Source organism: Nocardioides sp., assembly GCF_964229035.1.
Taxonomy (GTDB): domain Bacteria; phylum Actinomycetota; class Actinomycetes; order Propionibacteriales; family Nocardioidaceae; genus Nocardioides.
Genome location: NZ_CAXRAZ010000011.1, coordinates 53949 through 79362, shown reverse-complemented (window position 1 = coordinate 79362; position 25414 = coordinate 53949). Strand labels below are relative to the sequence as shown.

Sequence of the window (25414 nt, the reverse complement as noted above, 5' to 3'; positions counted from 1 at the left end):
CCTCAGAGCCGGACGACGCTCCCGTCGGTGGCCGAGAGCAGCGCCGCCGCGGCCACGCTCACCGTGCGCAGACCCTGCTCGAGGGTGACGATGTCGGCGTCCTCGCCGCGCACGGCGTCGCGGAAGTTCTCGTGCTCGACGAGCAGGGGCTCGCGCTTGGCGATGGCGAAGCGGGTGACGTCGCCCTCGGAGACGCCGCGGAACGCGCTGACGGCCTCCCACTCGGTGCGCACGGCGCCGTTGGAGTAGAAGGTGAGGTCGGCGGTGAGGGTGTCGGCGATGAACGCGCCGCGCTCGCCGGTGACGACCGTGGAGCGCTCCTTGAGCGGGCTGAGCCAGTTGACGAGGTGGTTGACGATCGCGCCGCCGTCGAGCTCGCCGACCACGGCGACCATGTCCTCGTGCTCGCGACCGCTGCGCCGCGAGGAGCGGGCCGACACGCTGACGTAGCGCTGGCCGGTGACCCAGGCGGTGAGGTCGATGTCGTGGGTGGCGAGGTCCTTGACGACGCCGACGTCGGCGATGCGGCCGGGGAACGGGCCCTGGCGGCGGGTGACGACCTGGTAGATCTCGCCGAGCTCGCCGTCGGCGAGGCGGGTGCGCAGGCTCTGCAGCGAGGGGTTGTAGCGCTCGATGTGGCCGACGCCGCCGACGAGGCCGCGCGAGGCGAACGCGTCGACCAGGCGCTGGGCGCCCTCGACGGTGGGCGCCAGCGGCTTCTCGATGAGGGCGTGGATGCCCGCCTCGGCCAGCTGCAGGCCGATCTCCTCGTGGGTGGCGGTGGGCGCGGCCACGACCACGTAGTCGGGCTTCAGCGCGATGAGCTGCTCGACGTCGGCGACGATCGGCGCGCCGTGCGAGACCCGGGTATCGGTGACGACCGCGTCGGCCGCGCCGACCAGCTCGACGCCGTCGAGCACCGAGAGCACGCGCGCGTGGTTGCGGCCCATCGCGCCGAGGCCGACGAGGCCGGCGCGCAGGGTGCCGCTCACGCGTTCACCGCCGCGATGATCCGCTCGAGCTCCTCGGCGGTGAGCGTGGGGAACACCGGCAGCGACAGCGCCTCGAGGGCGGCGCGCTCGGTCTCGGGCAGCTCCCAGCGCGGGTCGGGCGTGCCGGCCTCGGTGAGGAACGGGCGCAGCCGGTGCACCGGGGTCGGGTAGTAGGTGGCGCTGCCGATCTGCTGCTCGGCGAGGCGGGCCTGCAGGGCGTCACGCTCGGGCGAGCGCACGGTGTACTGGTGGTAGGAGTGCAGGTAGCCCTCGGGCACGACCGGGGTCTGGGCCGCGGTGATGCCGGCGCTGAGGACGTCGGCGTTGGCCCGGCGCTGCTCGGTCCAGCCCTGCAGGCGGCGCAGCTGGTTGCGGCCCACGGCGGCGGCGACGTCGGTCATGCGGGTGTTGGTGCCCACGACCTCGTTGGCGTAGCGCTGCTCCATGCCCTGGTTGCGCAGCAGGCGCAGCTGGCGGGCGAGCTCGGCGTCGCGCGTGGTGACCATGCCGCCCTCGAGGGAGTGCATGTTCTTGGTGGGGTAGAAGCTGAAGCAGCCGGCCGTGCCGAGCGAGCCGACGGGGAGGCCGTCGATGGCGGCGAGGTGCGCCTGCGCGGCGTCCTCGACGATGGCGAGGCCGTGGCGGTGGGCGATGTCGATGATCGCGCGCATGTCGGCGGGGAGGCCGTAGAGGTGCACCGGCATGATCGCCACGGTGCGCGGGCCGACGAGGGCCTCGACCGCGGCGGGGTCGATGTTGAAGGTGTCGGGCTGGATGTCGGCGAACACCGGCGTGGCACCGACGAGGCGGATCGAGTTCGCGGTGGCGGCGAAGGTGAAGGACGGGCAGATGATCTCGTCGCCCGGACCGAAGCCCAGCGCCATGAGCGTGAGGTGCAGCGCGGAGGTGCCGCTGTTGACCGCCACGCAGTGGCGGCCGTCGACGACCTCGGAGAACTCCTCCTCGAACGCCTTGACCTGGGGGCCCTGCACGACCATCCCGGAGCGCATCACGTCGACGGCGGCCTGGATGTCGGACTCGTCGATCACCGGCCTCGCGGCCGGGATGCTCTGCAGCACGGTGTCGGTCATGGATGTCCTCCCAGGGGTCGGTGTCTGCGGCCTCATCATCCACCGATCCACGCGGCGGCGCCTAACGGGCGCCCCGGGCGGGCTCGGTGTGTCGCGCGCCGGTGCCGACGCGCGACGTCCTCACTGCTCGGGGGAGCGCCCGAGCAGCGCTGACTCGAAGACCGGCCCGACGGTCGCGGCGTCCCAGGCGGACGCCGCCTCGGCGGCCGCCCGCGACGCAGCGAGCCAGGTGGCCTCGTCGGCGGTGACCGCCAGCACCCGCTCGAGGGCCGCCTCCACCTCGGCCGCCACCCACTCCTCGGGGTAGAACGTGCGCGCGCCGTGGGCACCGCCGGCGAAGTAGGGCCAGTCGCGCACCACGGGCACGGCGCCGCTCGCGGCCCCCTCCACCACCGCCAGGTGCTGGCTCTCGCGGGTGGAGGAGCTGACGATGACGCCGACGCGGCGCAGCACCTCGCCGACGTCGCGGCGCTGCCCGAGCACCTCCACGACCCCCTGCTCGCGCAGCTGCGCCACCTCGCGGTGGTAGTCGGCCACGTAGGCGCGCCCGAGGGACGAGGTGCCCGGCTCCAGGTCGGCGCCGACCAGCAGCAGGCGGTAGCGCTCGTCGTGCGCGTGCAGGCGGCGCACCAGCTCGAGCGCCCACCGCACGTCCTTGGCGATCGAGGAGATGCCCACCAGGGCGAGGGTGAAGCGCGCCTCGGGCAGCTTCGGACGACGCATCGGCGCGAGGTCGACGACGTTGGGGACGACGCTCACGCGCGGCGTCGCCGACCCGCCGACGGCGAGCGCGGGCAGCACCCCCACCGCGAGCTCGCGCAGGTGCTCGCTGACGAACACCACCTCGTCGACGCGGGAGAAGTCGACCAGCTGGGGGTTGACCGTCCACGCCTCGTAGGAGTGCAGGCGCACGACGATGCGGGTGGTGCCGGGGTCGATCGTGCTCAGCAGCACCGCCGTCTCGGTGCACCACTCCACGAGGACGACGTCGGCCCAGTCGAGCAGGTCGCGCAGCTTCTCCTCGAGGGCGTCGACGACCCAGGGGTCGTCGGTGAGCTTGGCGAGCAGCACCGCCGGGAAGCCGCGAGCCAGCAGCAGGTCGGTGCGCGTCATCGTGCGCACCTCCGCCCCGGCTCCCTCGAGCCGCGTGCGGATCGCGCCGAGGAAGTTGACGTTGCCGCTGGAGATCACGCCCACCCGGGGCGGCCGCTCGGAAGCCGGCGGGACGGGGGCCGCGGGGGTGCGTCGTCCACGGGGGGCGGTGATGCGTCGGCGCACCTCGCTGCGCGCGAGCACCTCGGCGAACGACGCGGGGTCGGCGGCCAGCGGCGATCGCCCGGAGTCGAAGTGCACGCCGGGCGCGAACATCAGCCGCATGGCGGTGAGGAAGGAGGCGATCGCCGCCCGCGGCTCGCCGCGGGCGAGGAGGTCGTCGGCGTGGGCGAGCTCGAGCGCGACCGCCTCGAGCAGCCGGCCCGGCACGTGACCCGAGGCCAGCTCGGCGAAGGCCAGGGAGCCGGCGAGGTCGGCACGCCGACGGGGGTCGGGCAGCGTGGCCACGCCCGCCGCCACCACCGCTTCGGCCTCGTCGAAGCGGCGGTGGGCGGCGAGGTCGAGGGACTCGCGGGTGAGCTCGCCGAGTCGCTGCTCGGCCGTGGCGTCGGCGGCTGCCGGCTGCGGCTGCTCGCGCAGGCGTCGGCGCACGCGGCCCGCCTCGGCGCGGGCCCGGCGGCGCACCCGACCGGCCAGGGAGCGGGCCCGGCGCAGCGGGCTCGGTGGGGCGGCCTCCGGCGCGGCGGGAGCGGCTGCGGCGGCGGAAGCGGCGGCCGACTCCGCGAACGCGCGGACGACGGCCGCCGGCAGCTCGGCGTTCGAGGCCGGCGTGGCGGGGACGGGCACGGGCTCGGCGCCGTCCTGCGCCCGGGCGATCGCACGCAGTCCGGCGTGCTGGCCCACCACCGCAGCTGCGGTGCGGTTCTTCTGCGCCAGGCGCCAGACCGCGAAGATCGAGCGGTTGTCGAGGGCCACGAGGACGTCGGCCGCGGCCGCGCGCTGCGTCGTCCACGGGTCGCGCTCGACGTGCAGCCACACGCGCCGCGTGGGCGGAGCCAGGAGGCTGCGCCGCCAGAAGGCGGGCGGGTAGCCCTCGGCCTCCTGGTCGAGGCAGCGCACGGTGACGTTCGCCCCGAGGTCGCCGAGCACCACCGAGGGCACGCTGACGAAGGCGATCTCGGCGCCGGTGGCGGCGAAGCGGGTCATCGTGTCGACGAGGAAGGCGCGCTCGAAGGTCGTGGAGGCCACGACCAGCACGCGGGGGGCGGAGGTGCTCATCGCGTGACTCCTTCGGGGCCGGCGCCCACGGCGAGGCGCTGCTCGAGCCAGGCGACGGCCTCGCGCATGATCCGGCTGCGCTCGAAGCGCTCGGCGTGCTCGCGCGCCGCCGCCCGCTGCTCGGCGCTCGTCGACACCGCCAGCTCGGCCGCCCGGCCGAAGGCGCCGACGAGGAAGTCGTGGTCGAGCCCCTCGACGCCGGTCCACAGCGGGTAGTCGGCGAGCAGGGTGGAGGCGTCGTGCACGGGCTCGTGCGCCGAGACGATCGGCAGGGCCGAGGCCATGCACTCGTAGACCTTGCCGGAGGTCATGAAGGCTCCGCCGATGACCATGAAGGTCAACGCGTCCCAGCTCTCGTAGAGCGCTGCGACCTCGCGCTTGGGCACCGGCCCGCCGTAGCTGACGCCGTCGCCGCGGGCGGCCGTGAGCAGCTGCGCGACCTCCGACGACCCGCGCGAGGCACCCGCGCCGAGGTTGCCGTGCCAGTGCCAGGTGGCATCCGCGAGCAGCGGATGGGTGGCCCGCGCCTCACGCCACGCGGCGAGCACGGCCTTGACGAAGGGCGGCTTGAAGTTGATCGTGCCGAGGTAGCCGAAGCGCAGCGGCGCGGTGGCCGGCTCCGGCAGCCGCTCGGCCACGCTGCCCCGGTCGAACCCGTTGCGGACGACGCGCACCTTCTCCGCGAGCTCGGGGTAGCGGGCCCGGTAGTGCTCGGCGATGGGCTCGTTGACCAGCCACAGCGAGGTGGCGGCCTCGAGCACACGGCGCTCCCAGCGCCCGGGCTCGCTGTCGGCGGCGAAGGCCTCGCCGCCGGCGATGACGTCGACCGACCAGCCATCGCGGAAGTCGACGGCGAAGGGCACGCCGCGCTCCTCGTGCAGGCGCAGTGCGGCGGCCAGCGACACGTAGGGCACGCAGCTGACCACGACGAGGTCGAAGGGCTGCTCGTCGTGCAGCGCGAGCACCGTGCGCTCGAGCGGGTCGCGCCAGCCGCCGAAGGTCGGCTCGGGGAAGGCGGCCTCGTTGGCCTCGCGCCACTGCGCGAGCCACCGCGCCGGGTGGAGGGCGCGCTCCTCGTCGAAGGAGCGCAGGTCGGTCTCGAGGTCGCCGCGGGTGAGCGGCAGTTCGATGACGCGGATGGAGGGCTCCACGTCGTCCAGGAGGGAGGGGTCGAGGCCGAACTCGTTCTCCCACATCGCCTGCTCGGCGTTGAGCACCGTGACCTCCCACCCCGAGCGCGCGAAGGTGTTCGCGATCTCGCGCAGCCGGTAGGAGGAGCTCTTCAGGGCCGGCGGGAAGCCGAAGGCGAGGAAGAGCAGGCGCCGAGTCCTGTCGTGGACCACAGGGAGACCTTTCGCCGGCGACGGGGGTGGGGCGTGGCGACTCGGTATCGTACGGCCTCGCGCGCCCGGTCCCGGGAGCGCGGGGAGCCCGAGGCACAGCGCCGCGACGGCAGTGGGGAGCGATGAGCATGGTGGCGCCGCAGGAGGCCGAACACGTCACGAGTGGCTCGGGCGGATCAGACGGCCCGGGCGGCACGGGCGGCACCGGACGCCGACCGCGCGTCGCGATCCTCGTCGACAACGACGTGCGCCGCGACTCGCGCGTGCAGAAGCAGGCGCGCTCGATGGCCGAGCACGGCTGGGAGGTGCGCGTGCTGGGCCTCGCCCCGCTCGGCGCCGAGGAGCAGTGGCACATCGGCGGCGCCGAGGTGCACCTGATCAAGGTCGAGACGCGACGTCGTCCGCACGAGGCGCGCAGCCCGCGCTGGCGCCACCCGCTGGCCTTCCCCTCCCCCATCCGCGAGCAGCAGAGCCGACTCTCCAGCCAGCGCCGCGCGGCCGACCTCACCCTCGCCGTGGGCCGCGCGCGGGTGCGCGCCGCCGGGCGCGGACGACGCCTGCACCGCCTGCAGCCCTGGCACCTGCTGCCGCTGCGCGTGCTGGTCAAGCTGGCCGAGCGCCTCCACGCCACCCGCCGCGACGCCACGCAGGAGGTGCGGCGCAAGCGCCGCTCGCAGGTCGACCTCGTCGACCGCGTGGCCACCTCCTTCCACGTGCGCTTCGGCGGCGCGCGCGCCTGGCGACGCCTCGACAGCCACCTCTACGACTTCGACGCCCACTACGGCCCGGCGATCGACGCCTTCGAACCCGACGTCATCCACGCCAACGACTTCCGCATGCTCGGCTCCGGGGCCCGCGCCAAGATGCGCGCCCTCATGGCCGGTCGTCACATCGCGCTGGTGTGGGACGCCCACGAGTACCTGCCCGGCATCAAGCCGTGGTCGCCCCACCCGCGCTGGCACGTGGCCCAGATGGCCCACGAGAACGAGTTCGCCGGCGACGCCGACGCGGTCGTGACGGTGTCGGCCGAGCTCGGCGAGATGCTCGCCGAGCGCCACCACCTGAGCGAGCAGCCGGCCGTCGTCCTCAACTGCCCGCCCGATCCCGCGGGCAGCCAGACCACCCCCCTGCCGGGCCCCGGCATCCGCGAGCTGTGCGGCCTCGCGGCCGACACGCCGCTGATGGTCTACAGCGGCTCGCCCTCGCGTCAGCGCGGCCTCGGCACGGTGGTCGAGGCGATGGCCCAGTTGCCCGACGTCCACTGCGCCTTCGTGGTGGCCCTGCCCGACTCGCCGCCGGTGGTCGAGGTCGTCGAGCGCGCCCGCGAGCTCGGGCTCGACGACCGCCTGCACCTGCTGCCCTACGTCGCCCCCGAGCACGTGGTGGCCTACCTGTCGTCGGCCGACCTCGGGCTCATCCCGATCGAGCACTTCCCGAACCACGAGATCGCGCTCATCACGAAGTTCTTCGAGTACAGCCACGCGCGCCTGCCGATCGTGGTGAGCGACGTGCGGGCGATGTCGGGGCAGGTGCGCGCCACCGGCCAGGGCGAGGTCTTCACCGCCGGCGACGTCGACGACCTCGCACGCGCCGTCCGCGCCGTGGTGGCCGATCCCGCCCGCTACCGCGCGGCCTACGACGGCGCGGTGCCGCTGCACGAGTGGACCTGGGAGAGCCAGGCCGAGATCCTCGACGCCGTCTACCGCGAGGCGCTCGCGAAGGTGCGCGCCGCCCACGCCTGAGCCGCTCCCGGCGGCACGGGTGCGCCCGCACGATTTCCGAGCGGCTGGGCCGCCTGTGCGACCATCCAGGGCGTGAACGCCCACCGGAACGCCGCCCGGAACGCGACCGAGCGACCCGGCGGCTCCCGGTTCCGGCCCGACATCGAGGGCCTGCGGGCCCTCGCCGTCGGCGTCGTGCTGCTGCACCACGCGGGCGCCCCCGCTCCGAGCGGCGGTTTCGCCGGCGTCGACATCTTCTTCGTCGTCTCGGGCTTCGTCATCACCACCCAACTCGCCCGCGAGGTCGAGAGCACCGGTCGCATCAGTCTCGCCGGCTTCTACGCGCGACGCGCCCGTCGGCTGCTGCCAGCGGCGGCCGTCGTCCTCGTGATGACGACGATCGCGGCCTGGCTGAGCGTCTCGCGCGTGCAGTGGCAGGCGATCTCCGACGACATCGTCGGCGCCGCGCTCTACGTCGTGAACTGGGTGTTCTCCGCCCGCTCGGTCGACTACCTCGCCGAGGACGTCGCCCCCTCCCCCGTGCTCCACTTCTGGTCGCTCGCGGTCGAGGAGCAGTTCTACGTGATCTGGCCGCTGGTGCTCATCGCCCTGGCGTGGCTGTGGTCGCGGGCGCGCGGGGCCACCCCGCCGGGCCGGGCTTTCCTGGCGGGCGGCCTCGCGCTGGTGATCGTGCTGCCCTCGCTGGCCTACGCCTTCCACCTCACCGCCACCCAGCCGTCGCAGGCCTTCTTCGTCACCCCCACCCGCCTGTGGGAGCTCGGCATCGGCGCGCTCGTGGCGCTCGGCGCCACCCGCTGGCAGCGACTGCCGCTGCGCGCGGGCCAGGCCCTGGTGGTGGCCGGCCTCGCCGTGGTGGCCACCGGACTGTTCGTGCAGACCGCCGAGACCACCTGGCCTGCTCCCGGGGCCCTCGTGCCGGTGCTGGGCACGGCGCTGGTGATCGCGGGCGGCTTCTCCGCCGGCCACACCGGCGCCGGGCGGCTGCTCGGCAACCCGGCCTTCGTGTGGATCGGCGGTCTCTCCTACTCGCTCTACCTGTGGCACTGGCCGGCGCTGCGCATCGCCACCTGGCAGTTCGGCGAGCTGAGCACCCTGCAGGGCCTCGTCGTCGTCACCGCCTCGATCGTGCCGGCGTGGCTGTCCTACCGCTTCGTCGAGAGCCCGGTGCGCCACTCGCGCGCCATCAGCGCCTCACCGCGACTCGCCCTGTCGATCGGCCTCAACTGCACGCTGGTGGCCGCGCTGGCCGGTCTCCTGCTGCAGTCGGCCGCTCTCGGCTCGCGCGGCGCCACCACCGCCACTCCCGGCGGCGGGGTGCAGCTGACCCCGAGCCAGCTGCAGGGTGCGCCGGCCGCGGTCGACACCTCCACCGGCCCCGACCTCTTCGACCGGATCACCCCCGACCCCGTCGATGCCGTCAAGGACCTCCCGGCCCTCTACGGCAAGGGTTGCCACGTCGACGTCTACGAGGACGCCGTGCGCTCCTGCGACTCCGGCGACCCCGACGGCGACGTGCAGGTCACCGTGGTGGGCGACTCCAAGGTCGCGCAGTGGATGCCGGCCATCGACGCCATCGCCGAGGCCAACGGCTGGCGGGTGCGCATCTACACCAAGGGCGGCTGCACCTTCACCGACACGATGACCTTCGTCGCGGGCAAGCCGTTCACGCAGTGCCGCGACTGGGGCAAGCAGGTCTTCGACCGGCTCGTCACCGCCGAGGGCGCCGACCGGCCCGACATCCTCATCACCACGGGCCTGCGCAAGGCCGCCGCCGACGCGGCCGGCAAGGAGACCGTCGAGGGTCTCGTCGCGGGTTACGAGGGCTACTGGGGCCGGCTCGCGGCCCGCGGCACGCGGGTGATCGCGATCTCCGACACCCCGAGCCCCTCGGTCGAGATCGGGGCGAACGCCTACGAGTGCGTCGCCGAGCACGAGGACGACGGACCGGCCGGCCTCGCCCGCGCCTGCTCGTGGCCGTTCAAGGAGATGAGCAGCAACCAGGCGATGCAGGAAGCGGCCGACGCCGTCGACGACGCCGCCTTCATCGACATGAACCCCTTCGTGTGCCCCGACGGGGAGTGCCGCGCGGTCGTGCGCAACGTGCTCACCTACCGCCAGGGCTCGCACATCACGGCCACGTGGGTGAAGGTGCTGGCGCCGGAGCTGGCCGCGCGGCTGGTGCCGCTCGTGAAGGAGCACACCGCGGGCTGACCTCGACGCCGCTCAGAAGACGCGGCGCAGCAGGGGGATCCGCGCGGCTACCACGCTGGTGGCGAAGGACGCTGCCACCACGAGCAGGTACAGCTGCGTCTTGGCCACCGGCGCGGGGTCGGCGTAGAGGTCGGGCGCCCAGCGGCGCACGATCGCCACGAACACCAGGTGCACCAGGAAGACGCCGAAGGTCGCGTCGCCCAGCCTCTGCAGCACCCGCCGCACCCCGGCGGGCGGCTCGACGCGGGCGCACAGGTCGATGACGCAGACGAAGAGCGCGATCGAGGCCACCACCGTGGGCACGGTGGCGTAGTTGATCGGGACGACCGCCTTCAGCAGCGCCACCGCATCGCTCGGCCCCGCGAGGAACAGCCACACGTTGAAGGCCACCAGCACCGCAGCCACCGTGCCCGCGGCGAGCCAGCGCACACCGGTGCGCTGCGGGTGGCGCCACGCGTAGCCGGCCACGAAGAGCCCCACGTAGGGCACGAACATCGTCACCAGCGTGTCGACGCGCGCCCGTGGGAAGCCGAGGTAGCTCGCGAGCACCGGCAGCGTCACCACGGCCGCGCACCACAGGCAGGCCAGCACTGCGACGATGCGCGCGCGGCGGGTGTCGCCGGCCAGGAAGGCCGCCAGCACGGGAGCCACGAGGTAGAGGCCGAGGATCAGCCAGAGGAAGTAGAGCGCGGTGTAGACCTTGCCGTCGATGAAGTTGACCGCCACGGTCGACGGATCGAGCTCGGACTCCAACAGCACCTTGCGAACGACCACGAGGTAGACGAGGTGCCACACCACCACCGCGGGCAGCAGCCGCGCGGCACGGCGGCGCAGGAAGGCTCCCGGGCCGGCGCGGTGGGCGCGCGGGTCGAGCAGGAGCGCACCGCTCAGCATCACGAAGATCGGCACGCACCAGGTGCTGCCGATGTCGAGCACCACCGCGAAGGTCCACGTGGCGGTGCCCTTCAGCTCGGGGCTGCCGAGAATGAGCCCGAAGACGTGGATGGCGACCACGCCGAGAATCGCGAGGATCCGCAGCAGGTCGAAGTCCCAGCGGTGCCCCGAGGACGACGCGGGCGCGGCGTCGTCGGCGGTCGGGGTCGGCGCGGCGTGCGAGGTGCTCACCGGCGCCACCCTAGGGCGTGCGGTCTTGCTCAGGACCGCAGGCGTCGCTTGACCCGTCCGCCGACCGCGCGGAGCAGCTCGCGTCCGCCGACGTCGCCCACCCGGCGCTCGGCGAGCGGACGCTCGGGCGAGGCCCACTGCTGCTCAGCCACGCGCACCGCTCCGGCGCGGCCGTCGGCGTCGAGCGCGGCGGCGGTCTGGTGGAGCGCGGCGTAGCGTGCCGACAGCTCGTCCAGCTCGGCGCTCGCCGCAGGGGTATCGGCGTCGTCGCGCAGTCGCAGCTGCTGCTGCCAGACCGACTCGGCGAGCTCGGCGAGCTCGGTCGGCACGTCGAGGTCGTCCCAGCCGACGCGGTGGCGGCGCAGCCCGCCGTCGATGAAGTCGTCGACGGCGCTCGGCTCGCCCGAGGCGGGGTCGACGTCGTAGGTGAGCCCGAGGTCGTCGGCGAGGCGGGCCATCACCGGCCGCCAGTCGGCGAGCAGGTCGGTGTAGGCGACGAACGCCCGGCGCCGCCCCCTCGTCTCGTGCTCGCTCACCAGCGAGGTGTTGATCCAGCGGGCCACGTTGGTGATGGCGTCGGCGCGCCTGCGTGCCGCCGCGGCGGCGTCGTCCTCGTGCTCGCCGGGCCGCGAATAGTTGGCCAGGCGGCTGCCCGCCACCTCCGCCGGGTGTCGCAGCATGCCGACGTAGGCCACCGCGAGCCCCTGCGCTCCGGCCACCTCGGCCCACAGCTGCTGGGTCCAGGTGGTGCGGGGGTCCTTGACCACGGTCTGCGCCCGGCCCGCCGTGCGCTCAGCGAGGAAGGCGGACAGCGCGTCACGGTCGTGAGGAGTGATGGCCGCGTGCACCCGCTGGAGCGCGTCGGGGCGGGCGTCGACGATGTGGATGCCCGCCCGCCGGCACAGGTCGTTGTGGAAGCGCACCGACCAGCGCGACTCGTAGAAGCCCTTCGGGTTGGACTCGTTGGCGCCGAGGTACGGGCCGGGGACGTGCAGGCCCAGATGGTGCAGGGTGCCCGACATCGTGCTGGTGCCGCTGCGGCCGGTGCCGGTGACCAGGAGCAGGGTGCGAGCCATGGCCTCCACCCTAGGCGGGACCGCCTCGCACGCTGCAAGGCGGTCCCTGCCGCACGGCGCGCCCGGCTCAGCCGCGAGGGCTGTGGATCAGCGCCATCGCCTCGGCGCGGGTGGCGGGGTTGTGCATGAGGCCCCGCACGGCCGAGGTGATGGTGCGGGCACCGGCCTTGCGCACCCCGCGCATCGTCATGCACAGGTGCTCGGCCTCGATGACCACGATGACGCCGCGGGCGTCGAGGATGTCGACGAGCGCGTCGGCCACCTGCGTGGTGAGCCGCTCCTGCACCTGCGGGCGCTTGGAGTAGACGTCGACGAGGCGCGCGAGCTTGGAGAGCCCGGTGATCTTGCCGGAGTCGGCCGGGATGTAGCCGACGTGGGCGACGCCCGTGAACGGCACCAGGTGGTGCTCGCACATCGACCACAGCTCGATGTCGCGCACGAGCACCATCTCGTCGTGACCGAGGTCGAAGGTGGTGGTGAGCACGTCCTCGGCCTGCATGCGCAGCCCGGCGGTCAGCTCGGCGTAGGCCCGGGCGACACGCCCCGGGGTGTCCTGGAGGCCCTCGCGGTCGGGGTCCTCACCGATCGCGTAGAGCAGCTCGCGGACGGCGGCCTCGGCCCGGGCGTGGTCGAACTCGGCGACCGGCGCGGGCGAACGGTCGGGGAAGGGGACGGTCTCGATCATCGGTGATCTCCTCAGGGACCGACCGGCGGCGCCGGCGGCGATGGGTCGGAGGGCGGCGCAGCGGGCTTGCCGAAGATGTCGCCGTCCGGACCGGGCGGCGTGAGCACCTGCCCGGAGTCGTGGGTGCCGTGGTCACCGTGCTGGCCGTGACCGTTCTGCTCGGCGCGACGGCGGATCTCCTCGGGGATCTCCACCGGGGGGATGTCGGAGGGCACGCGCGTGGGCGAGCCCGTCCAGGCGGGCCGCGCCGGGCGCAGTCGCAGCGCGGTGAAGATCTCGGCCACCTCGCCCTTGTCGAGGGTCTCCTTGTCGAGCAGTGCGAGCACGAGCGAGTCGAGCACGTCGCGGTTCTCGACGAGGATGTCGAAGGCCTCCTGGTGCGCGACCGCGAGGAAGTTCTTGGTCTCCTCGTCGACGATCGCGGCGACGTCCTCGGAGTAGTTGCGCGAGTGGCCCATGTCGCGACCGAGGAAGGGCTCCCCCTGGGTCTCGCCGAGCTTGATCGCGCCGAGGCGCTCGGTCATGCCGTACTGGGTGACCATCGCGCGCGCCAGCGAGGTGGCCTTCTCGATGTCGTTGCCCGCACCGGTGGTGGGGTCGTGGAAGATGAGCTCCTCCGCGGCCCGCCCGCCCAGCATGTAGGCGAGCTTGTCGAGCATCTCGCTGCGGGTCTGGGAGTACTTGTCCTCGTCGGGCAGCACCATCGTGTAGCCGAGCGCGCGACCGCGCGGCAGGATCGTGATCTTGTGCACCGGGTCGGTGCCCGGCAGCGCCGCCGCGACGAGGGCGTGGCCGCCCTCGTGGTAGGCGGTGATCAGCTTCTCCTTCTCGGTCATCAGGCGCGTGCGACGCTGCGGACCGGCGATGACGCGGTCGATGGCCTCGTCGAGGGTGGCCGAGGTGATGACCTTCTCGTTGCTGCGCGCGGTGAGCAGCGCGGCCTCGTTGAGCACGTTGGCGAGGTCGGCGCCGGAGAAGCCGGGGGTGCGGCGCGCGACCGAGAGCAGGTCGACGTCGGTGTGCAGCGGCTTGCCGCGCGAGTGCACCTCGAGGATGCGGCGGCGGCCGGACAGGTCGGGGGCGTCGACCTGGATCTGGCGGTCGAAGCGACCCGGGCGCAGCAGCGCGGGGTCGAGCACGTCGGGGCGGTTGGTGGCGGCGATGAGGATGACGCCGCCGCGCACGTCGAAGCCGTCCATCTCGACGAGCAGCTGGTTGAGCGTCTGCTCACGCTCGTCGTGGCCGCCGCCCATGCCGGCGCCGCGGTGGCGACCGACGGCGTCGATCTCGTCGATGAAGACGATCGCGGGGGCGTTCTCCTTGGCCTGCTCGAACAGGTCGCGCACGCGCGAGGCGCCCACACCGACGAACATCTCGACGAAGTCGGAGCCCGAGATCGAGTAGAAGGGGACGCCGGCCTCCCCGGCCACCGCGCGGGCCAGCAGCGTCTTGCCGGTGCCCGGGGGGCCGTAGAGCAGCACGCCCTTGGGGATCTTCGCGCCGACCGCCTGGAACTTGGCGGGCTCAGACAGGAACTCCTTGATCTCGCCGAGCTCCTCGATCGCCTCGTCGCAGCCGGCGACGTCGGCGAAGGTCGTCTTCGGCATGTCCTTGCTGATCATCTTGGCCTTGGACTTGCCGAACTGCATGACGCCGCGACCGCCGCCCTGCACGTTGTTCATGAGGAAGATGAACAGCAAGATGATGAGCGCGAACGGCAGCAGGGTGGCCAGGATCGAGCCGATCAGGCTGGGCTGCGGGTTCTTGGAGTTGGACTCCTCGATCGTGCCCTTGTCGACCTGCTGGTCGACGGCCGCGATGAGCCCCTCCTGCTGGCCGAGGATGTAGTGGGTCGAGACCTTCTCGCCCTGGTCACGCACGCCGTCGTCCAGCGTGGCCTGGATGGCCTGGTCGCCGTCGATGAACGTGATGTCCTTGACCTTGCCCTCGGCGATGTACTTCGACATCTGCGAGGTCGGGACCTCGTCGTAGCCACCGCCGGGCGCGAGGAACTCCAGGGCGAGGACGACGGAGACCACCGCCACCACGATCCAGAGCCAAGGCCCCCTGAAGACGCGCTTCACGCCGTTCTCTCTTCCCAGTCGCACCTGCGTAGCCGACGACCCTGACTGCCGCCGTGCCGACCAGTCTTGCGGATGAGTGGTGACGACGGCCAGCGGGAGGCGACCTGCACGCCTGAGGAGCGCTCCCCGGGGCCGGCCCGCTCAGGAAGCGCTCAGCCGGACCTCAGCGGGCGCACGGCCCGCGCGGGGGCCGGGCGAGGATCAGGAGTAGACCGACGGCGCGAGCGTGCCGATGTCGCGCAGGTTGCGGTAGCGCTCGCGGTAGTCCAGGCCGTAGCCCACGACGAACTCGTCGGGGATGTCCCAGCCGACGTAGCGGGCGGTGACCGGCATCTGCAGGGCGTCGGGCTTGCGCAGCAGCGTGGCGATCTCGACGCTCGCCGGGCCGCGCGAGCCGAGGTTGGAGGTGAGCCACGAGAGCGTGAGCCCGGTGTCGATGATCTCGTCGACGATGAGCACGTGGCGCCCGGTGATGTCGGAGTCGAGGTCCTTGAGGATGCGCACGACACCGGAGGACTTCGTGCCCGAGCCGTAGGACGACACCGCCATCCAGTCGGTCTCGACGTGGGTGGTCAGCGCGCGCGAGAGGTCGGCCATCACCATGACGGCGCCGCGCAGGACGCCGACGAGCACGAGGTCCTTGCCGGCGTAGTCGCGGTCGATCTCGGCGGCCAGCTCGGCGATGCGCTCCTGGATCTGCTTCTCGGTGAAGAGCACCTCGACCAGGTCGTCCCCGACATCGCTCGCATGCATGGCGCTCAGCCTGCCACAGGCGGACTGCTCGGCCCGAAGCGGAGGCGGCGCGCGGACCCGGGCGCATCGCGCTCCAGGCGGGCGCTGAGGTGGCCCGGCAGCTGCACCTCGCCGCGCACCTCGCCGGTGGTCAGGCGGTGCAGTGCCGTGACGTGGACGGCGAACAGCTCGGCGTCCACCGCGCCGGCGGCCACCGCCGCGGCCCGGAGCACGCGCGTGGCCACCGCGCGGGGCAGGGCGCGGAGGTCGTCCACGGCGAGGCCGACGGTGCCGGCCGCCGCGGCGGAGGCGGTGAGCTCGCGCAGGGCCGCGTCGGCGAGGTCGTCCAGCGCCTCCACGTCGTCGCGCACCTGGTCGGCGGTGCGGGCGAGGGCGGCGGCCACCCCGGGGCCGAGCTCGGCCTCCAGCACCGGGAGCACCCGCGTGCGGACCCGCACCCGGGCGTAGCCGGGATCGTGGTTGTGCGGGTCGTCCCAGAAGTCCAGACCGTCGGCGAGGCAGGCCGCGATCGTGTCGTCGCGGGCGACGTCGAGCAGCGGGCGGGCGTAGTGGTCGTAGCCGCGGCGCATGCCGGCGATGCTGCGCCCGCCGGAGCCGCGGGCCAGCCCGAGCAGCACGGTCTCGGCCTGGTCGTCGCGCGTGTGGCCGAGCAGCACGAGGGCCGCGCCGAAGTGCTCGCGCATCTGCTCCAGCACGGCGTAGCGCGCCCGGCGGGCCGCCGCCTCGGGGCCGAGGCCGGCGGGATCGACCGCGACGCGGGCCGAGGCGGTCTCGTCGGCACCCAGGGCGGCCATCTGAGCCACCACGCGCGCGGCCTGGTCGGCCGAGCCCTCCTGCAGGCCGTGGTCGACGGTCACGCCGATCACGCGCAGACCGGGCTCGCGCGCCTCGACCACGGTCGCCGCGAGCAGGGCGAGCGAGTCGGGTCCGCCCGAGCAGGCCACGAGCACCGCCTGCCCCGGCGCCAGGGGAGCGAGGACGCCGCGCACGCCGCGCCGCACGGCCGCGATCGCCGGGTGCAGGCCCACCGGTCGGCCCGCTCAGCCGAGCACGCGCCGGACCCAGGCGGCCGGCTCGGCCAGCTCGCTCTTGCGCGGGAGGTTCTCCGGGCCGGCCCACACGGCGTTGAACTGCTCCATGCCCACCGTGTCGACGACCCCGCGCACGAACGCCGCACCGTCGCGGTACTGGGCCATCTTGGCCTCCAGCCCCAGCAGGCGGCGCAGCATCTTGTCGAGGGTGCCGACGCCCTGGCGGCGCTGGGTGAAGCGCTTGCGGATCCTGGCGACCGACGGGATGACGGTGGGCCCCACGTCGTCCATGACGACGTCGGCGTGGCCCTCGAGCAGCGACATCATGCCGGTGACGCGGTCGAGCACCTCGCGCTGCTCCGGGCTGCTGAACATCTCCACGATGCTGCCGCCCTGGCGCACGCTGCGGATGGCCTCGACGAGCCGGTCGGTGCCGCCCTCGAGCAGGCTGGAGGGGTTCATCGCCTCGCTGATCGCGCGGATCTCGGAGAACAGGTGCTCGCGCATCCAGGGCACCGCGGTGAACTGCACGCGGTGCGTCTCCTCGTGCAGGCACACCCACAGCCGGAAGTCGTGGGGGTCGACGTCGAGCTCGCGCTCGACGTGCACGATGTTGGGCGCCACGAGGAGCAGGCGGCCGTAGGGCTCGTGGAAGGGGTCGTACTGGCCGAGCACCTTGGAGGCGAGGAAGGCGAGCAGGCCGCCGACCTCGAGCCCCGTGACCCGCGAGCCGACGGCCAGGGCGAGCCCGGACGGCGGCTTGTCGGCCACCATCTTCTCGACCATCGGCCGGGTCGCCACCGCGAACGCCTCGACGTTGGCCTGCACCCAGCCGGCCCGGTCGACCACCAGGATCGGCGCGGTGCCCTCGGGGGCGTCGAGGCCGGTGAAGTCGCGCACGAGCCCGGTGGAGCGGTGGGCGCCGGCGCGCAGCTCGGCCACGGCGTCGTCCGCCTCGGCCCGCGTGACCTGCGGACCTTCGCCCGCCCACCGAGAACCCACGGCGGTGGCGAGCTTCCAGTCGATCACCCGCGGCAGCCCGTCGGACCCGCCGGGCTCGTTCGCCGGACGGTCGGGCAGGAGGGGGGCGCTCATGCCGGAGAGCCTAGGTCGTGCCCCCTCGCCCGCCGAGGTGGCACGGACGGTGCGCCCAGGTGGCGTCGGCCCCTCAGCGGGTGCAGGGGCAGACGCCGAGGCGCGCGGCGGCGGTGTCGAGCGTGGTCTGCGCCAGGAACTTGCGCTGCTCGGGGATCCGGTCGGCCATCAGGGCGAAGGCGAGCACTGTGCCATCGGCGTCCACCGCGATGCCGGCCAGCGAGCTGACACCCGAGAGCGTGCCGGTCTTGGCACGCACCCGGCCCCGACCGTCAGGGGCGCCCTCGCCCATGCGGTCCGAGAGCGATCCGGTGAATCCGGCGACGGGCAGGCCGGCGATGACGGGGCGCAGCTCGGGGTGCTTCGGCGAGGCCGCCCAGCGCAGCACCGACACCAGCACCGCGGGTGCCAGTCGGTTGGCGCGCGAGAGTCCGCTGCCGTCGTGGAGCACCGAGGCGCCGAGCCGGATGCCCGCGCCCGCGAGAGCGCGGACGACGCCCTGCCGGCCGGCCACGAACGAGCCCTCGCCGCGGGCGGCCAGCCCGACGTGGCGCAGCAGGACCTCCGCGGCCGCGTTGTCGCTGACCTCCAGCACGCGCTGGACGATCTGCGCGAGGCTCGCGCTGCTCACCGACGCGACCGGGGTGGCGCCCGGTGCCGCGGGGAGTCGACGCGGCGTGTTGACGACGCGCACCCCGGCGGCCGCGAGCTCGGCGCGGAAGACGCCGGCAGCGGCGTCGGCCGGCGCCAGCGTGCGATCGCCGACGGCGTCGCGACCCTCGTCGATCCACAGCGCGCTGATGGGCGCTACGACGTCCGGCACGTACCCGGGCTCCCAGCGCGGGCTGATCGCCGGACCGGTGAAGAGGGTGTCGTCGTAGCCGAGCGCCACGGACCGGGTGCCCTGCGCCTGCAGCGTCCGAGCGGTCTCGCGGGCCAGCGTGCGCAGGTCGGCGCGCGGTGGGGCGAAGGTCGCGGTGGGGGCGCCCGTGGGCACGGGCGCGCGGGTGAGGTAGGGGTCGCCGCCGCCCACGAGCACCAGCCGGGGCACCGCGCCCGCCGACGATCCCGGAGCCGGCTGCAGCACGGTGGTGGTGGCGAAGGTGTGCTGCGGGCCGAGCAGCGAGAGCGCCGCGGCCGTGGTGACGACCTTGGTGGTGGACGCCGGGATGGCCGTGCCACGACCGCGGGTGAAGGCGAGGTCGGAGCCGTCCACGGGGCCGTCGAGGGAGCCGACCGCCGCCAGCACGCGGGGGCCGAGCACGGGGGCCGCCAGCGGGCGGAGCGCCTGCCCCAGGGCGGCGGGGTCGAGGGGCGCTGAGGCGTCGGCCTCGGCCGCCACGGGCGAGGGGCTCGCCACCACCCGCGGCGCCACGGCCGGTGGAGCCGCCACCGCGGCGGGGTCGCCGTCGGAGGAGGTCCGGCCCCGCAGGGCGTCCCATCGCTCCTCGGCCCAGCCGGTGCGCCAGGCCACCAGGCCCGCCCCCACCAGCGCGAGGACGACGACCAGCACCGCCGCGCCGCGCAGACCGCCGAGCCGGGAGCGTCGTCCGCGGCCCTCGCGTTCGCGCTGATGCGTGCCGCCCACGATCCTGCGACCTCCCTCTCGCCGGCGCGGGCCGGACCCCGCTCGCCGTCTCGCCACGCTCCCCGACTGCACAGCGGGCCCCATTGTGCGTGAGAATGACGCCGACCACCGCGCGGGGAGGCTCCGACGAGCCGCACCAGCGCCGATCCCGAGTGACCAGAACCCCCCGGGATCGACGAAGGCTGATGAGTTGGAGGAAGCCAGTGCAGGAGTTCGACGTCCTCGTGGAGATCCCGAAGGGGAGCCGCAACAAGTACGAGGTCGACCACGAGACCGGGCGCATGCGCCTGGACCGCTTCCTCTTCACCTCGACGATGTATCCCGCCGACTACGGCTACATCGAGGACACCCTCGGCCAGGACGGCGACCCGCTCGACGCCCTCGTGCTGCTGCAGGAGCCGACCTTCCCGGGCTGCCTCATCAAGTGCCGCGCCATCGGCATGTTCCGCATGACCGACGAGGCCGGCGGCGACGACAAGGTCCTGTGCGTGCCCGCGGACGACCCGCGCATGGAGCACCTCAAGGACATCACCGACGTGCCGAAGTTCGACCGCCTCGAGATCCAGCACTTCTTCGAGGTCTACAAGGACCTCGAGCCCGGCAAGTCCGTCGAGGGCGCCGACTGGGTCGACCGTGCCGCCGCCGAGGCCGAGATCGAGGCCTCCTTCGCCCGCGCGAAGTCCGAGGGCCACTGACACCCTCGCGCACCTCGCGCACCTCGCGCACCTCACGCGCGGACCTGTCCGCGCCCGCGCAGGCCCGGTCGCAGCAGCGGCCGGGCCTTCGTCGTCCACGGGCCCGGGGCGAGGGCGGCGGCGGCCGTGGCGAGCACCGCGAGGAGCATGAGGGCGCCCGCCGGCGCGAGCACGGCCCACGGCGCGCGCTCGAGGTAGGGAGCACCCTCGGCGAGCACGCGCCCCCACTCCGGCGAGGGCGGTGGCGAACCGACGCCGAGGAAGCCCAGGGCCGCGAGGGCGAGGACGACGCCCGGCAGCCGCAGAGCCGCGTGCCGCCCCACCGCCGGGACGACGGCCGGCAGCACGTGGCGCACGAGGGCGCCGCCCCGCCCCACGCCGAGCGCAGGCAGCATCGCGACGTGCGGCTGGGCGCGCAGCTCCTCCACGAGGGCTGCGGCGTGGGCGGCGAGGGGAGCCCACGCGACGAGCAGCACCGCCATCGCCGCCGTCGACGTCGAGGGCCCGGCGAGACCGACCGCGACGAGCCCGACCAGGACGGGCGGTGCCGCGTTGGCGGCCTCGACGGGGCCGACCACCGCACGGGGCAGGCAGCCGGCCGCGACACCGACCACCAGCGCGAGCGCGGTGACGGCCAGCCCCGTGCCGACCGTGCTGAGTGCGCCGTGGGCCACCCGCGCGAGCAGGTCGCGGCCGGACGCGTCGGCCCCGAAGGGCAGTGCGCCCGAGGGCGGCGCGAGGCGGCCGTGCACGGCGGCGTAGGGGTCGCGACCGAGGCCGCCGACGATCACCGCGGCGAGGGCGAGCAGCCCGAGCACCAGCGCGGCGCGCGCCGCGGGTGCGCGCCCGCGTGAGGCCTCCGGCGGCGCGGCGCTCAGCGCGGCACCGCGCGTGGCACCGGCGAGGAGCCCCCGCCGGAGCAGCTGCGCGAGCAGGCCGATGGCACCGGCGACGACGAGCAGCACCAGCATCGAGGACCGCAGCGTCGGCAGGTCCTGCGCCGCTGCCGCCCCGAGCATGAGGCGCCCCAGGCCCGGCACCGCGAAGATCTGCTCGACCGCGACCGCTCCCCCGGTGAGTCCGACGACCACGAGCGCCACCTGGCCGACCAGCGCCGGCGCGCTGCGGCGCAGCAGTGCGACCGCCAGCGTCCGGCGTCGAGCACCGGCCAGCCGCCACGTGGTGGCCCAGGGCTCGGCGGCCGCGTCGACGATCGCCGAGGCGACGAGCCCTCCGAGCAGGCCGCCCGCCGGCAGCCCCAGGGCAAGTGCCGGGAGCACCGCCGACGACGGCCCCTCCCAGCCGTAGGGCGGCAGCCACCGCAGCCACACCGCACCGAGGAGCAGGAGCACGAGGCCGGCCACGAACTCCGGCACCGCGGTGAGGGCGGCCGCCGCGGCCCCACCACCGCGGCGCCCGCGGCCCGCCACCGCGCCGCGCAGCGCCGGCAGGGCCAGGGCGAGCGCGACGACGGCGGCCACCACCAGCGCGAAGCCCATCAGCGACAGCGAGGTCAGCGTCGCCGACCACACCGACGGCCCCACGGCGGCGCCGCTGACCCACGACGTCCCGAGATCGCCGTGCGCCAGCTCGCCGAGCCAGGTGCGGAGGGCGCCGAGCGGGCCGTCGTCCAGACCCAGCTCGGCGCGCACCGCGGCGAGGGCCTCGGGGGTGGCCTCCCGCTCGGCGTAGCGCGAGCGCAGCACGGTGTAGGCGGGATCGCGCCGGGCGAGCCACGGGAGGCAGCCGACCACCACCAGCAGCGCGAGGGCCGCGCCGGCGCGCGAGGCCGCGACCGGCACCCGGCCGCGGCGCCCCTCAGCGCGCAACGGTGTCGGCGTCGATCAGCTCGCGCTCGCGCGGGTCGCGCAGCGCGCCCTCGACGCCCGTGCCCTCGCCCTGGAGCACGCGCTCGTGCAGCAGCGGCACCACGGTGTCGCCGGCGAGCACGGCCGCCTCCGCGGCCATGACGAGGCGCTGCCGCTCGGGTCCCGCCTCCGCCGCGGCGGCGGCCGTGATGGCGCGGTCGATCGCGGGCCGGCAGACCTGGGCGATGTTGAACGACCCCTCGCACCCGAAGTCGCTCTGCAGGTACGCCACCGGATCGCCCGAGTCGAGCACCGTCGCGCGCGAGAGGATGAACGCGTCGAAGGCGCCGGCCAGGGCGTCGCTCTCGATGAACTGGTACTCGCGCACGTCCTGCTCCACCACGAACCCGGCCGCCTCGAGCTGCTGCTGCAGCTGCACCGCGACCTCCGGCAGCTCGGAGCGATCGGTGAAGGTGGCGAGGGTGATGCGCACACCGTCGACCCGGGCCGGCCTCGACCGCTGGGCCAGGGCGGCGGTGTAGGCGTCGTCCTCGCGGAGGGCGGCGGCCCAGGGCAGCGCCGGGCCGAGCAGGCCGGCCGCCTCGTCGGCGCGGCCCTCGTAGACCTGGTCGACCAGACGGGCGCGATCGATCGCCGCGCGGGCAGCGGCGCGTACGGCCGGGTCGCGGAAAGGACCCTTCGCGTTGTTGAGGTAGAGGGTGTTGGTGCGGGGCATCGGCACCTCCACCACGAGGTCGTCGTCGAGCGTGGCCGCCTGGCCCACGGGCACGGCCTCCACCACGTCGGCGCGGCCGGTGCGCAGCGCCGCGGCCCGCGCGGTGCCGTCGGGCACGAAGCTGACGTCGATGCCGGACGCCTTCGCGGGGGTGCCCCAGTAGTCGGCGTAGCGGTCGAGGGTGGCCCCGGAGGTGCCGTCGACGGAGGTGAGCTCGAAGGGACCGGTGCCCGTGCCGACCGGGTCGACGGCCTCGCCGTCGTAGGCCCCCGGGGCGAGCACGGCCAGCTGCGGGCTGGACAGGCGCTGCGGGAGCAGCGGGTCGGGGGTCGCGGTGGCGACCTCCACCGTGTCGTCGTCCACGGCCCGCGCGCTGAGCTCGACGCCGTCGAGCACCCGCGGCAGCGGGGAGGCACCCGCCGCCTCGGTGAGCGCTCCGACGACGGCGGTGGCGTCCAGCTCGCTGCCGTCGTGGAAGGTGACGCCGGGTCGGATCTCGAAGCGCCACGCGGTGGGCGCCGTCCGCTCCCAGGAGGTGGCGAGGAAGGGCCCCGGGGTGCCCTCGGCGTCGAGGCGCACGAGGGTCTCGGCGGTGCTCCAGCGGGAGAGCTTGAAGGCGTCGTCACTCAGGGGGCTGAGGCCCGAGCGAGGTGGCAGCAGCATGGCGACGGAGATGCGCCCGTCGCTGCGCGCCGTCGGCTCGTCGGAGCCGGCGAAGCAGCCCGCGAGCAGGGAGCACCCGAGGGCGGCCGCGACGCCGGCGGTGGCGACGCGGGCGCTGCGCGGGAGGGGTCGGCGGGGGTCGGGGCGACGGGGCTCGGTCGGGGGCTTCATGGGATCTCGCTTCCTCGGGGGTCGGGGTGGTCGGGGTCGGGGTCGTCGGGGTCGGGGTGGTCGGGGTGGAGCGCCGGTCCAGCGGTCGGCAGGTGGCCCCGGCGCAGGAGCAGCGCCATCGCCACCGCGGCTGCCGCAGCGAGCGCGCCGACCGCAGCCCAGGGCAGGGCGGCGGCAGGTCGCGCCTGCTCGGCGAGGTCGTAGAGGGCGCCCAGCGGCACGCCGAGCACGAGCACGGCCATCCCGCCGGTGCTGGCCAGCAGCCCGAAGTAGGCGCCGCGGCGCTCCACGGGTGCCACCCGCGCCACCAGGTCGAGGGCCACCGGCCCGGCCACGAGGTGCCCGAGCACGAGCAGGGCCACCGCGACGCCCGCGGGCGTGATCACCACGGCGGTGGGCGCCGCGGCGGGGGGCGCGATCGGCGCCGCTCCCGCGAGGACGACGAACCCGCCCGCGAGCAGGCGTAGCCGGCCGGCAGGGCCCGGGCCGCCCCAGCCCGGCGGGCGAGCCGGGCGACCGGCAGCTGAGCGACGATCGTCAGCGCGGACGCGGCGCCCAGCACGGCCGCCAGCGCTCCCGGTCCTGCGCCCACGCGGGCGATCTCGACCGGCAGGCCGAGGTAGAGCTGGTTCCAGGCGAGCAGGTTGATCGCGTGCAGCGCCGCGAAGACGACGAACGCGCGGTGCCGCAGCACGCCGGCGGCGGCCGCCGCGCGGTCCGGGACCGCCGGTGTGCCCGCCGCTCGACGCCGGTTCGTCGGCAGCAGCGCGGCGAGCACCACCCCGATCACGGCGAAGAGTGCGGCCGCGCTGAGCGCGACGACGGCGAACCCGTGTCCGAGCAGGGCCGCACCCACGGCCGGACCGAGCACGGCACCCAGCTCACCCACCACGGCGAGGCGGGCGAAGAGCGACGGACGGTCGGGCGCACCCGGTGGACGACGCTCCTCCGCCGCGGCCACGAGGGTGTCGACCGCCGGGGAGAACAGGGCCCCTCCGAGCCCGGTGAGCAGGGCACCGAGGACGAGCGCGCCGAGACCGGGCGCGAGGCCGAGCAGGAGGAAGCCGAGCACCCGGACTGCACAGCCCAGGAGGATCAACCGCCGGGCGCCGAAGCGGTCGCACAGCATCCCGCCCGCGAGGAAGAGGCCCTGCTGGGCGAAGGTGCGCAGCCCGAGCACCAGGCCGAGGGCCGCGCCGCCGAGCAGGTGGTCCTCGCGCAGCACGAGGGCGAGGAAGGGGACGACCGCGTAGAAGCCGACGTTGAAGGCCAGCTGCGTGCCCAGCAGCAGTCCGGGTGCCGGAGGCGGCGCCGTGGGCGGGGCGAGCGACTCGCGGTCCACGGCGGCGCTCACGGCGCGCACCGCACGATCCCGGGCGCGGAGGTCGTCGGACCCGGCGAGAGCAGCGCGGGCCGGTCGAGGGCGGGCACGGCCGCCACCAGCGCGCGCGTCGCGGCGTGGGGCCCGGGGTCGGCGCGCAGGGCGGCGGCGAAGAGGGGAGCGGTCGGGCCGTCGTCCACGAGGTGGCCGGCGGCGAGCACCGCCACCCGGTCGCAGAGCGCGGCGACCGCCGGCAGGTCGTGGGTCACCAGCAGCAGCGACAGTCCCTGCTCGACGCGCAGGCGGGCCCAGAGCTCGATCAGTGCGGCGCGACGCGGACGGTCGACCGCGCTGAGCGGTTCGTCGGCCACGATCACCTCGGCGCCGATGGCCAGGGCACGTGCGATGGCCACCCGCTGCACCTGCCCGCCGGAGAGCTGCCCGGGTCGGCGCCGGGCGATGTCGGGGTCGATGCCGACGCACTCCAACGCCTCGCTGATGCGTCGCCGGTGCTCGCGTGCGTCGCCCGGCACCCCCAGCGCCCGCAGCGGCTCGCGCAGACTCGTGGCGAGCGGGCGACGCGGATCGAGACTCCCCACCGGATCCTGCGGCACGTACTGCACGCGGCGGCGCAGGGCCCGGGCGCGCGTCGTCCTCGCAGCGATCGGCTCGCCCCACCAGCGGACCTCGCCGCCGCTGGGCTGCAGGCCGAGCAACGCGCGCACCAGGGTCGATTTGCCCGCACCCGAGGCGCCGATGACGCCGAGGCACTGCCCCGCGCCGAGCTCGAGGTCGATGCCGTGCAGCACCTGCTCGCCGGTGGCGGCCCGGGCGGTGAGCGCGCGCGTTCGCAGCATGGCCGGCGACGCCGAC

Annotated in this window: 20 protein-coding genes; 3 read left to right on the top strand and 17 right to left on the bottom strand. The window is 74.7% G+C overall.

Annotated features, from left to right (window positions below):
• Window positions 1–2: 2 nt before the first annotated feature.
• From ACERUN_RS04460 to ACERUN_RS04445, 4 genes are all read right to left on the bottom strand, one after another.
• Window positions 3–992, bottom strand: a complete 990-nt coding sequence (locus ACERUN_RS04460; RefSeq protein ID WP_370288553.1) for a Gfo/Idh/MocA family protein — start codon at window positions 990–992, stop codon at window positions 3–5.
• Entirely contained in the window at window positions 989–2083 is a 1095-nt protein-coding gene (locus ACERUN_RS04455; RefSeq protein ID WP_370288552.1) for a DegT/DnrJ/EryC1/StrS family aminotransferase, read from the bottom strand. The genes ACERUN_RS04460 and ACERUN_RS04455 overlap by 4 nt, the downstream gene beginning before the upstream one ends.
• Window positions 2084–2203: 120 nt before the next feature.
• Window positions 2204–4414: a glycosyltransferase gene (locus tag ACERUN_RS04450; protein ID WP_370288551.1), complete on the bottom strand. Its 2211-nt coding sequence runs from the start codon at window positions 4412–4414 to the stop codon at window positions 2204–2206.
• A complete protein-coding gene (locus tag ACERUN_RS04445) occupies window positions 4411–5757 on the bottom strand; it encodes a hypothetical protein (RefSeq protein WP_370288550.1) in 1347 nt (448 codons plus the stop codon). Before ACERUN_RS04445 ends, ACERUN_RS04450 begins: the two co-directional genes overlap by 4 nt.
• 122 nt (window positions 5758–5879) lie before the next feature.
• Between ACERUN_RS04445 and ACERUN_RS04440 the strand changes: the two genes are divergently transcribed.
• Window positions 5880–7499, top strand: coding sequence for a glycosyltransferase family 4 protein (locus ACERUN_RS04440; RefSeq protein WP_370288549.1), 1620 nt, complete (start codon window positions 5880–5882; stop codon window positions 7497–7499).
• Window positions 7500–7571: 72 nt separating this feature from the next.
• The gene (locus ACERUN_RS04435; protein ID WP_370288548.1) at window positions 7572–9710 is read left to right on the top strand and encodes an acyltransferase family protein; all 2139 of its coding nucleotides are present in this window, start codon (window positions 7572–7574) and stop codon (window positions 9708–9710) included.
• Window positions 9711–9722: 12 nt separating this feature from the next.
• Here the strand turns inward: ACERUN_RS04435 and ACERUN_RS04430 are convergent, their stop codons facing one another.
• The 8 genes from ACERUN_RS04430 to dacB all read right to left on the bottom strand — a co-directional run bounded on the left by ACERUN_RS04430 (window position 9723) and on the right by dacB (window position 19147).
• Window positions 9723–10835: an acyltransferase gene (locus tag ACERUN_RS04430; RefSeq protein ID WP_370288547.1), complete on the bottom strand. Its 1113-nt coding sequence runs from the start codon at window positions 10833–10835 to the stop codon at window positions 9723–9725.
• Window positions 10836–10864: 29 nt separating this feature from the next.
• Window positions 10865–11911, bottom strand: coding sequence for a sulfotransferase family protein (locus ACERUN_RS04425; protein ID WP_370288546.1), 1047 nt, complete (start codon window positions 11909–11911; stop codon window positions 10865–10867).
• Between the two features lie 67 nt (window positions 11912–11978).
• Complete coding sequence (gene folE / locus ACERUN_RS04420; RefSeq protein WP_370288545.1) at window positions 11979–12596, bottom strand: GTP cyclohydrolase I FolE; 618 nt, start codon at window positions 12594–12596, stop codon at window positions 11979–11981.
• Between the two features lie 11 nt (window positions 12597–12607).
• Window positions 12608–14680: an ATP-dependent zinc metalloprotease FtsH gene (ftsH, locus tag ACERUN_RS04415; RefSeq protein ID WP_370288542.1), complete on the bottom strand. Its 2073-nt coding sequence runs from the start codon at window positions 14678–14680 to the stop codon at window positions 12608–12610.
• Between the two features lie 201 nt (window positions 14681–14881).
• Window positions 14882–15433: a hypoxanthine phosphoribosyltransferase gene (gene hpt, locus ACERUN_RS04410; RefSeq protein WP_370288541.1), complete on the bottom strand. Its 552-nt coding sequence runs from the start codon at window positions 15431–15433 to the stop codon at window positions 14882–14884.
• 5 nt (window positions 15434–15438) lie between these two features.
• A complete protein-coding gene (gene tilS, locus ACERUN_RS04405; protein WP_370288538.1) occupies window positions 15439–16461 on the bottom strand; it encodes a tRNA lysidine(34) synthetase TilS in 1023 nt (340 codons plus the stop codon).
• A 12-nt stretch (window positions 16462–16473) separates the two neighbouring features.
• Window positions 16474–17559, bottom strand: a complete 1086-nt coding sequence (locus tag ACERUN_RS04400) for a zinc-dependent metalloprotease (protein WP_370288536.1) — start codon at window positions 17557–17559, stop codon at window positions 16474–16476.
• Window positions 17560–17632: 73 nt separating this feature from the next.
• The gene (gene dacB / locus ACERUN_RS04395; RefSeq protein ID WP_370288535.1) at window positions 17633–19147 is read right to left on the bottom strand and encodes a D-alanyl-D-alanine carboxypeptidase/D-alanyl-D-alanine-endopeptidase; all 1515 of its coding nucleotides are present in this window, start codon (window positions 19145–19147) and stop codon (window positions 17633–17635) included.
• Between the two features lie 185 nt (window positions 19148–19332).
• Between dacB and ACERUN_RS04390 the strand changes: the two genes are divergently transcribed.
• Window positions 19333–19842: an inorganic diphosphatase gene (locus ACERUN_RS04390; protein ID WP_370288534.1), complete on the top strand. Its 510-nt coding sequence runs from the start codon at window positions 19333–19335 to the stop codon at window positions 19840–19842.
• 32 nt (window positions 19843–19874) lie between these two features.
• On the opposite strand, the gene ACERUN_RS04385 is transcribed toward ACERUN_RS04390, so the two are convergent.
• Genes ACERUN_RS04385 through ACERUN_RS04365 form a run of 5 tightly spaced genes read right to left on the bottom strand, consistent with a single transcriptional unit; the run spans window position 19875 to window position 25398 of the window.
• Window positions 19875–21644: an ABC transporter permease subunit gene (locus ACERUN_RS04385; protein ID WP_370288533.1), complete on the bottom strand. Its 1770-nt coding sequence runs from the start codon at window positions 21642–21644 to the stop codon at window positions 19875–19877.
• Between the two features lie 16 nt (window positions 21645–21660).
• A complete protein-coding gene (locus ACERUN_RS04380; protein WP_370288532.1) occupies window positions 21661–23220 on the bottom strand; it encodes an ABC transporter substrate-binding protein in 1560 nt (519 codons plus the stop codon).
• Window positions 23217–23609, bottom strand: coding sequence for a hypothetical protein (locus tag ACERUN_RS04375; RefSeq protein WP_370288531.1), 393 nt, complete (start codon window positions 23607–23609; stop codon window positions 23217–23219). Before ACERUN_RS04375 ends, ACERUN_RS04380 begins: the two co-directional genes overlap by 4 nt.
• Entirely contained in the window at window positions 23603–24574 is a 972-nt protein-coding gene (locus ACERUN_RS04370) for an MFS transporter (RefSeq protein WP_370288530.1), read from the bottom strand. The genes ACERUN_RS04375 and ACERUN_RS04370 overlap by 7 nt, the downstream gene beginning before the upstream one ends.
• The gene (locus tag ACERUN_RS04365) at window positions 24571–25398 is read right to left on the bottom strand and encodes an ABC transporter ATP-binding protein (RefSeq protein ID WP_370288529.1); all 828 of its coding nucleotides are present in this window, start codon (window positions 25396–25398) and stop codon (window positions 24571–24573) included. Before ACERUN_RS04365 ends, ACERUN_RS04370 begins: the two co-directional genes overlap by 4 nt.
• Window positions 25399–25414: the final 16 nt, after the last annotated feature.

Excerpts from the sequence above, each read along its gene's own strand:
- ACERUN_RS04455 (WP_370288552.1), bottom strand. The coding sequence starts at position 2,083 with ATGACCGACACCGTGCTGCAGAGCATCCCGGCCGCGAGGCCGGTGATC.
- ACERUN_RS04450 (WP_370288551.1), bottom strand. The coding sequence starts at position 4,414 with ATGAGCACCTCCGCCCCCCGCGTGCTGGTCGTGGCCTCCACGACCTTC.
- ACERUN_RS04440 (WP_370288549.1), top strand. The coding sequence starts at position 5,880 with ATGAGCATGGTGGCGCCGCAGGAGGCCGAACACGTCACGAGTGGCTCG.
- ACERUN_RS04425 (WP_370288546.1), bottom strand. The coding sequence starts at position 11,911 with ATGGCTCGCACCCTGCTCCTGGTCACCGGCACCGGCCGCAGCGGCACC.
- folE (WP_370288545.1), bottom strand. The coding sequence starts at position 12,596 with ATGATCGAGACCGTCCCCTTCCCCGACCGTTCGCCCGCGCCGGTCGCC.
- hpt (WP_370288541.1), bottom strand. The coding sequence starts at position 15,433 with ATGCATGCGAGCGATGTCGGGGACGACCTGGTCGAGGTGCTCTTCACC.
- ACERUN_RS04400 (WP_370288536.1), bottom strand. The coding sequence starts at position 17,559 with ATGAGCGCCCCCCTCCTGCCCGACCGTCCGGCGAACGAGCCCGGCGGG.
- ACERUN_RS04390 (WP_370288534.1), top strand. The coding sequence starts at position 19,333 with ATGAGTTGGAGGAAGCCAGTGCAGGAGTTCGACGTCCTCGTGGAGATC.
- ACERUN_RS04380 (WP_370288532.1), bottom strand. The coding sequence starts at position 23,220 with ATGAAGCCCCCGACCGAGCCCCGTCGCCCCGACCCCCGCCGACCCCTC.
- ACERUN_RS04365 (WP_370288529.1), bottom strand. The coding sequence starts at position 25,398 with ATGCTGCGAACGCGCGCGCTCACCGCCCGGGCCGCCACCGGCGAGCAG.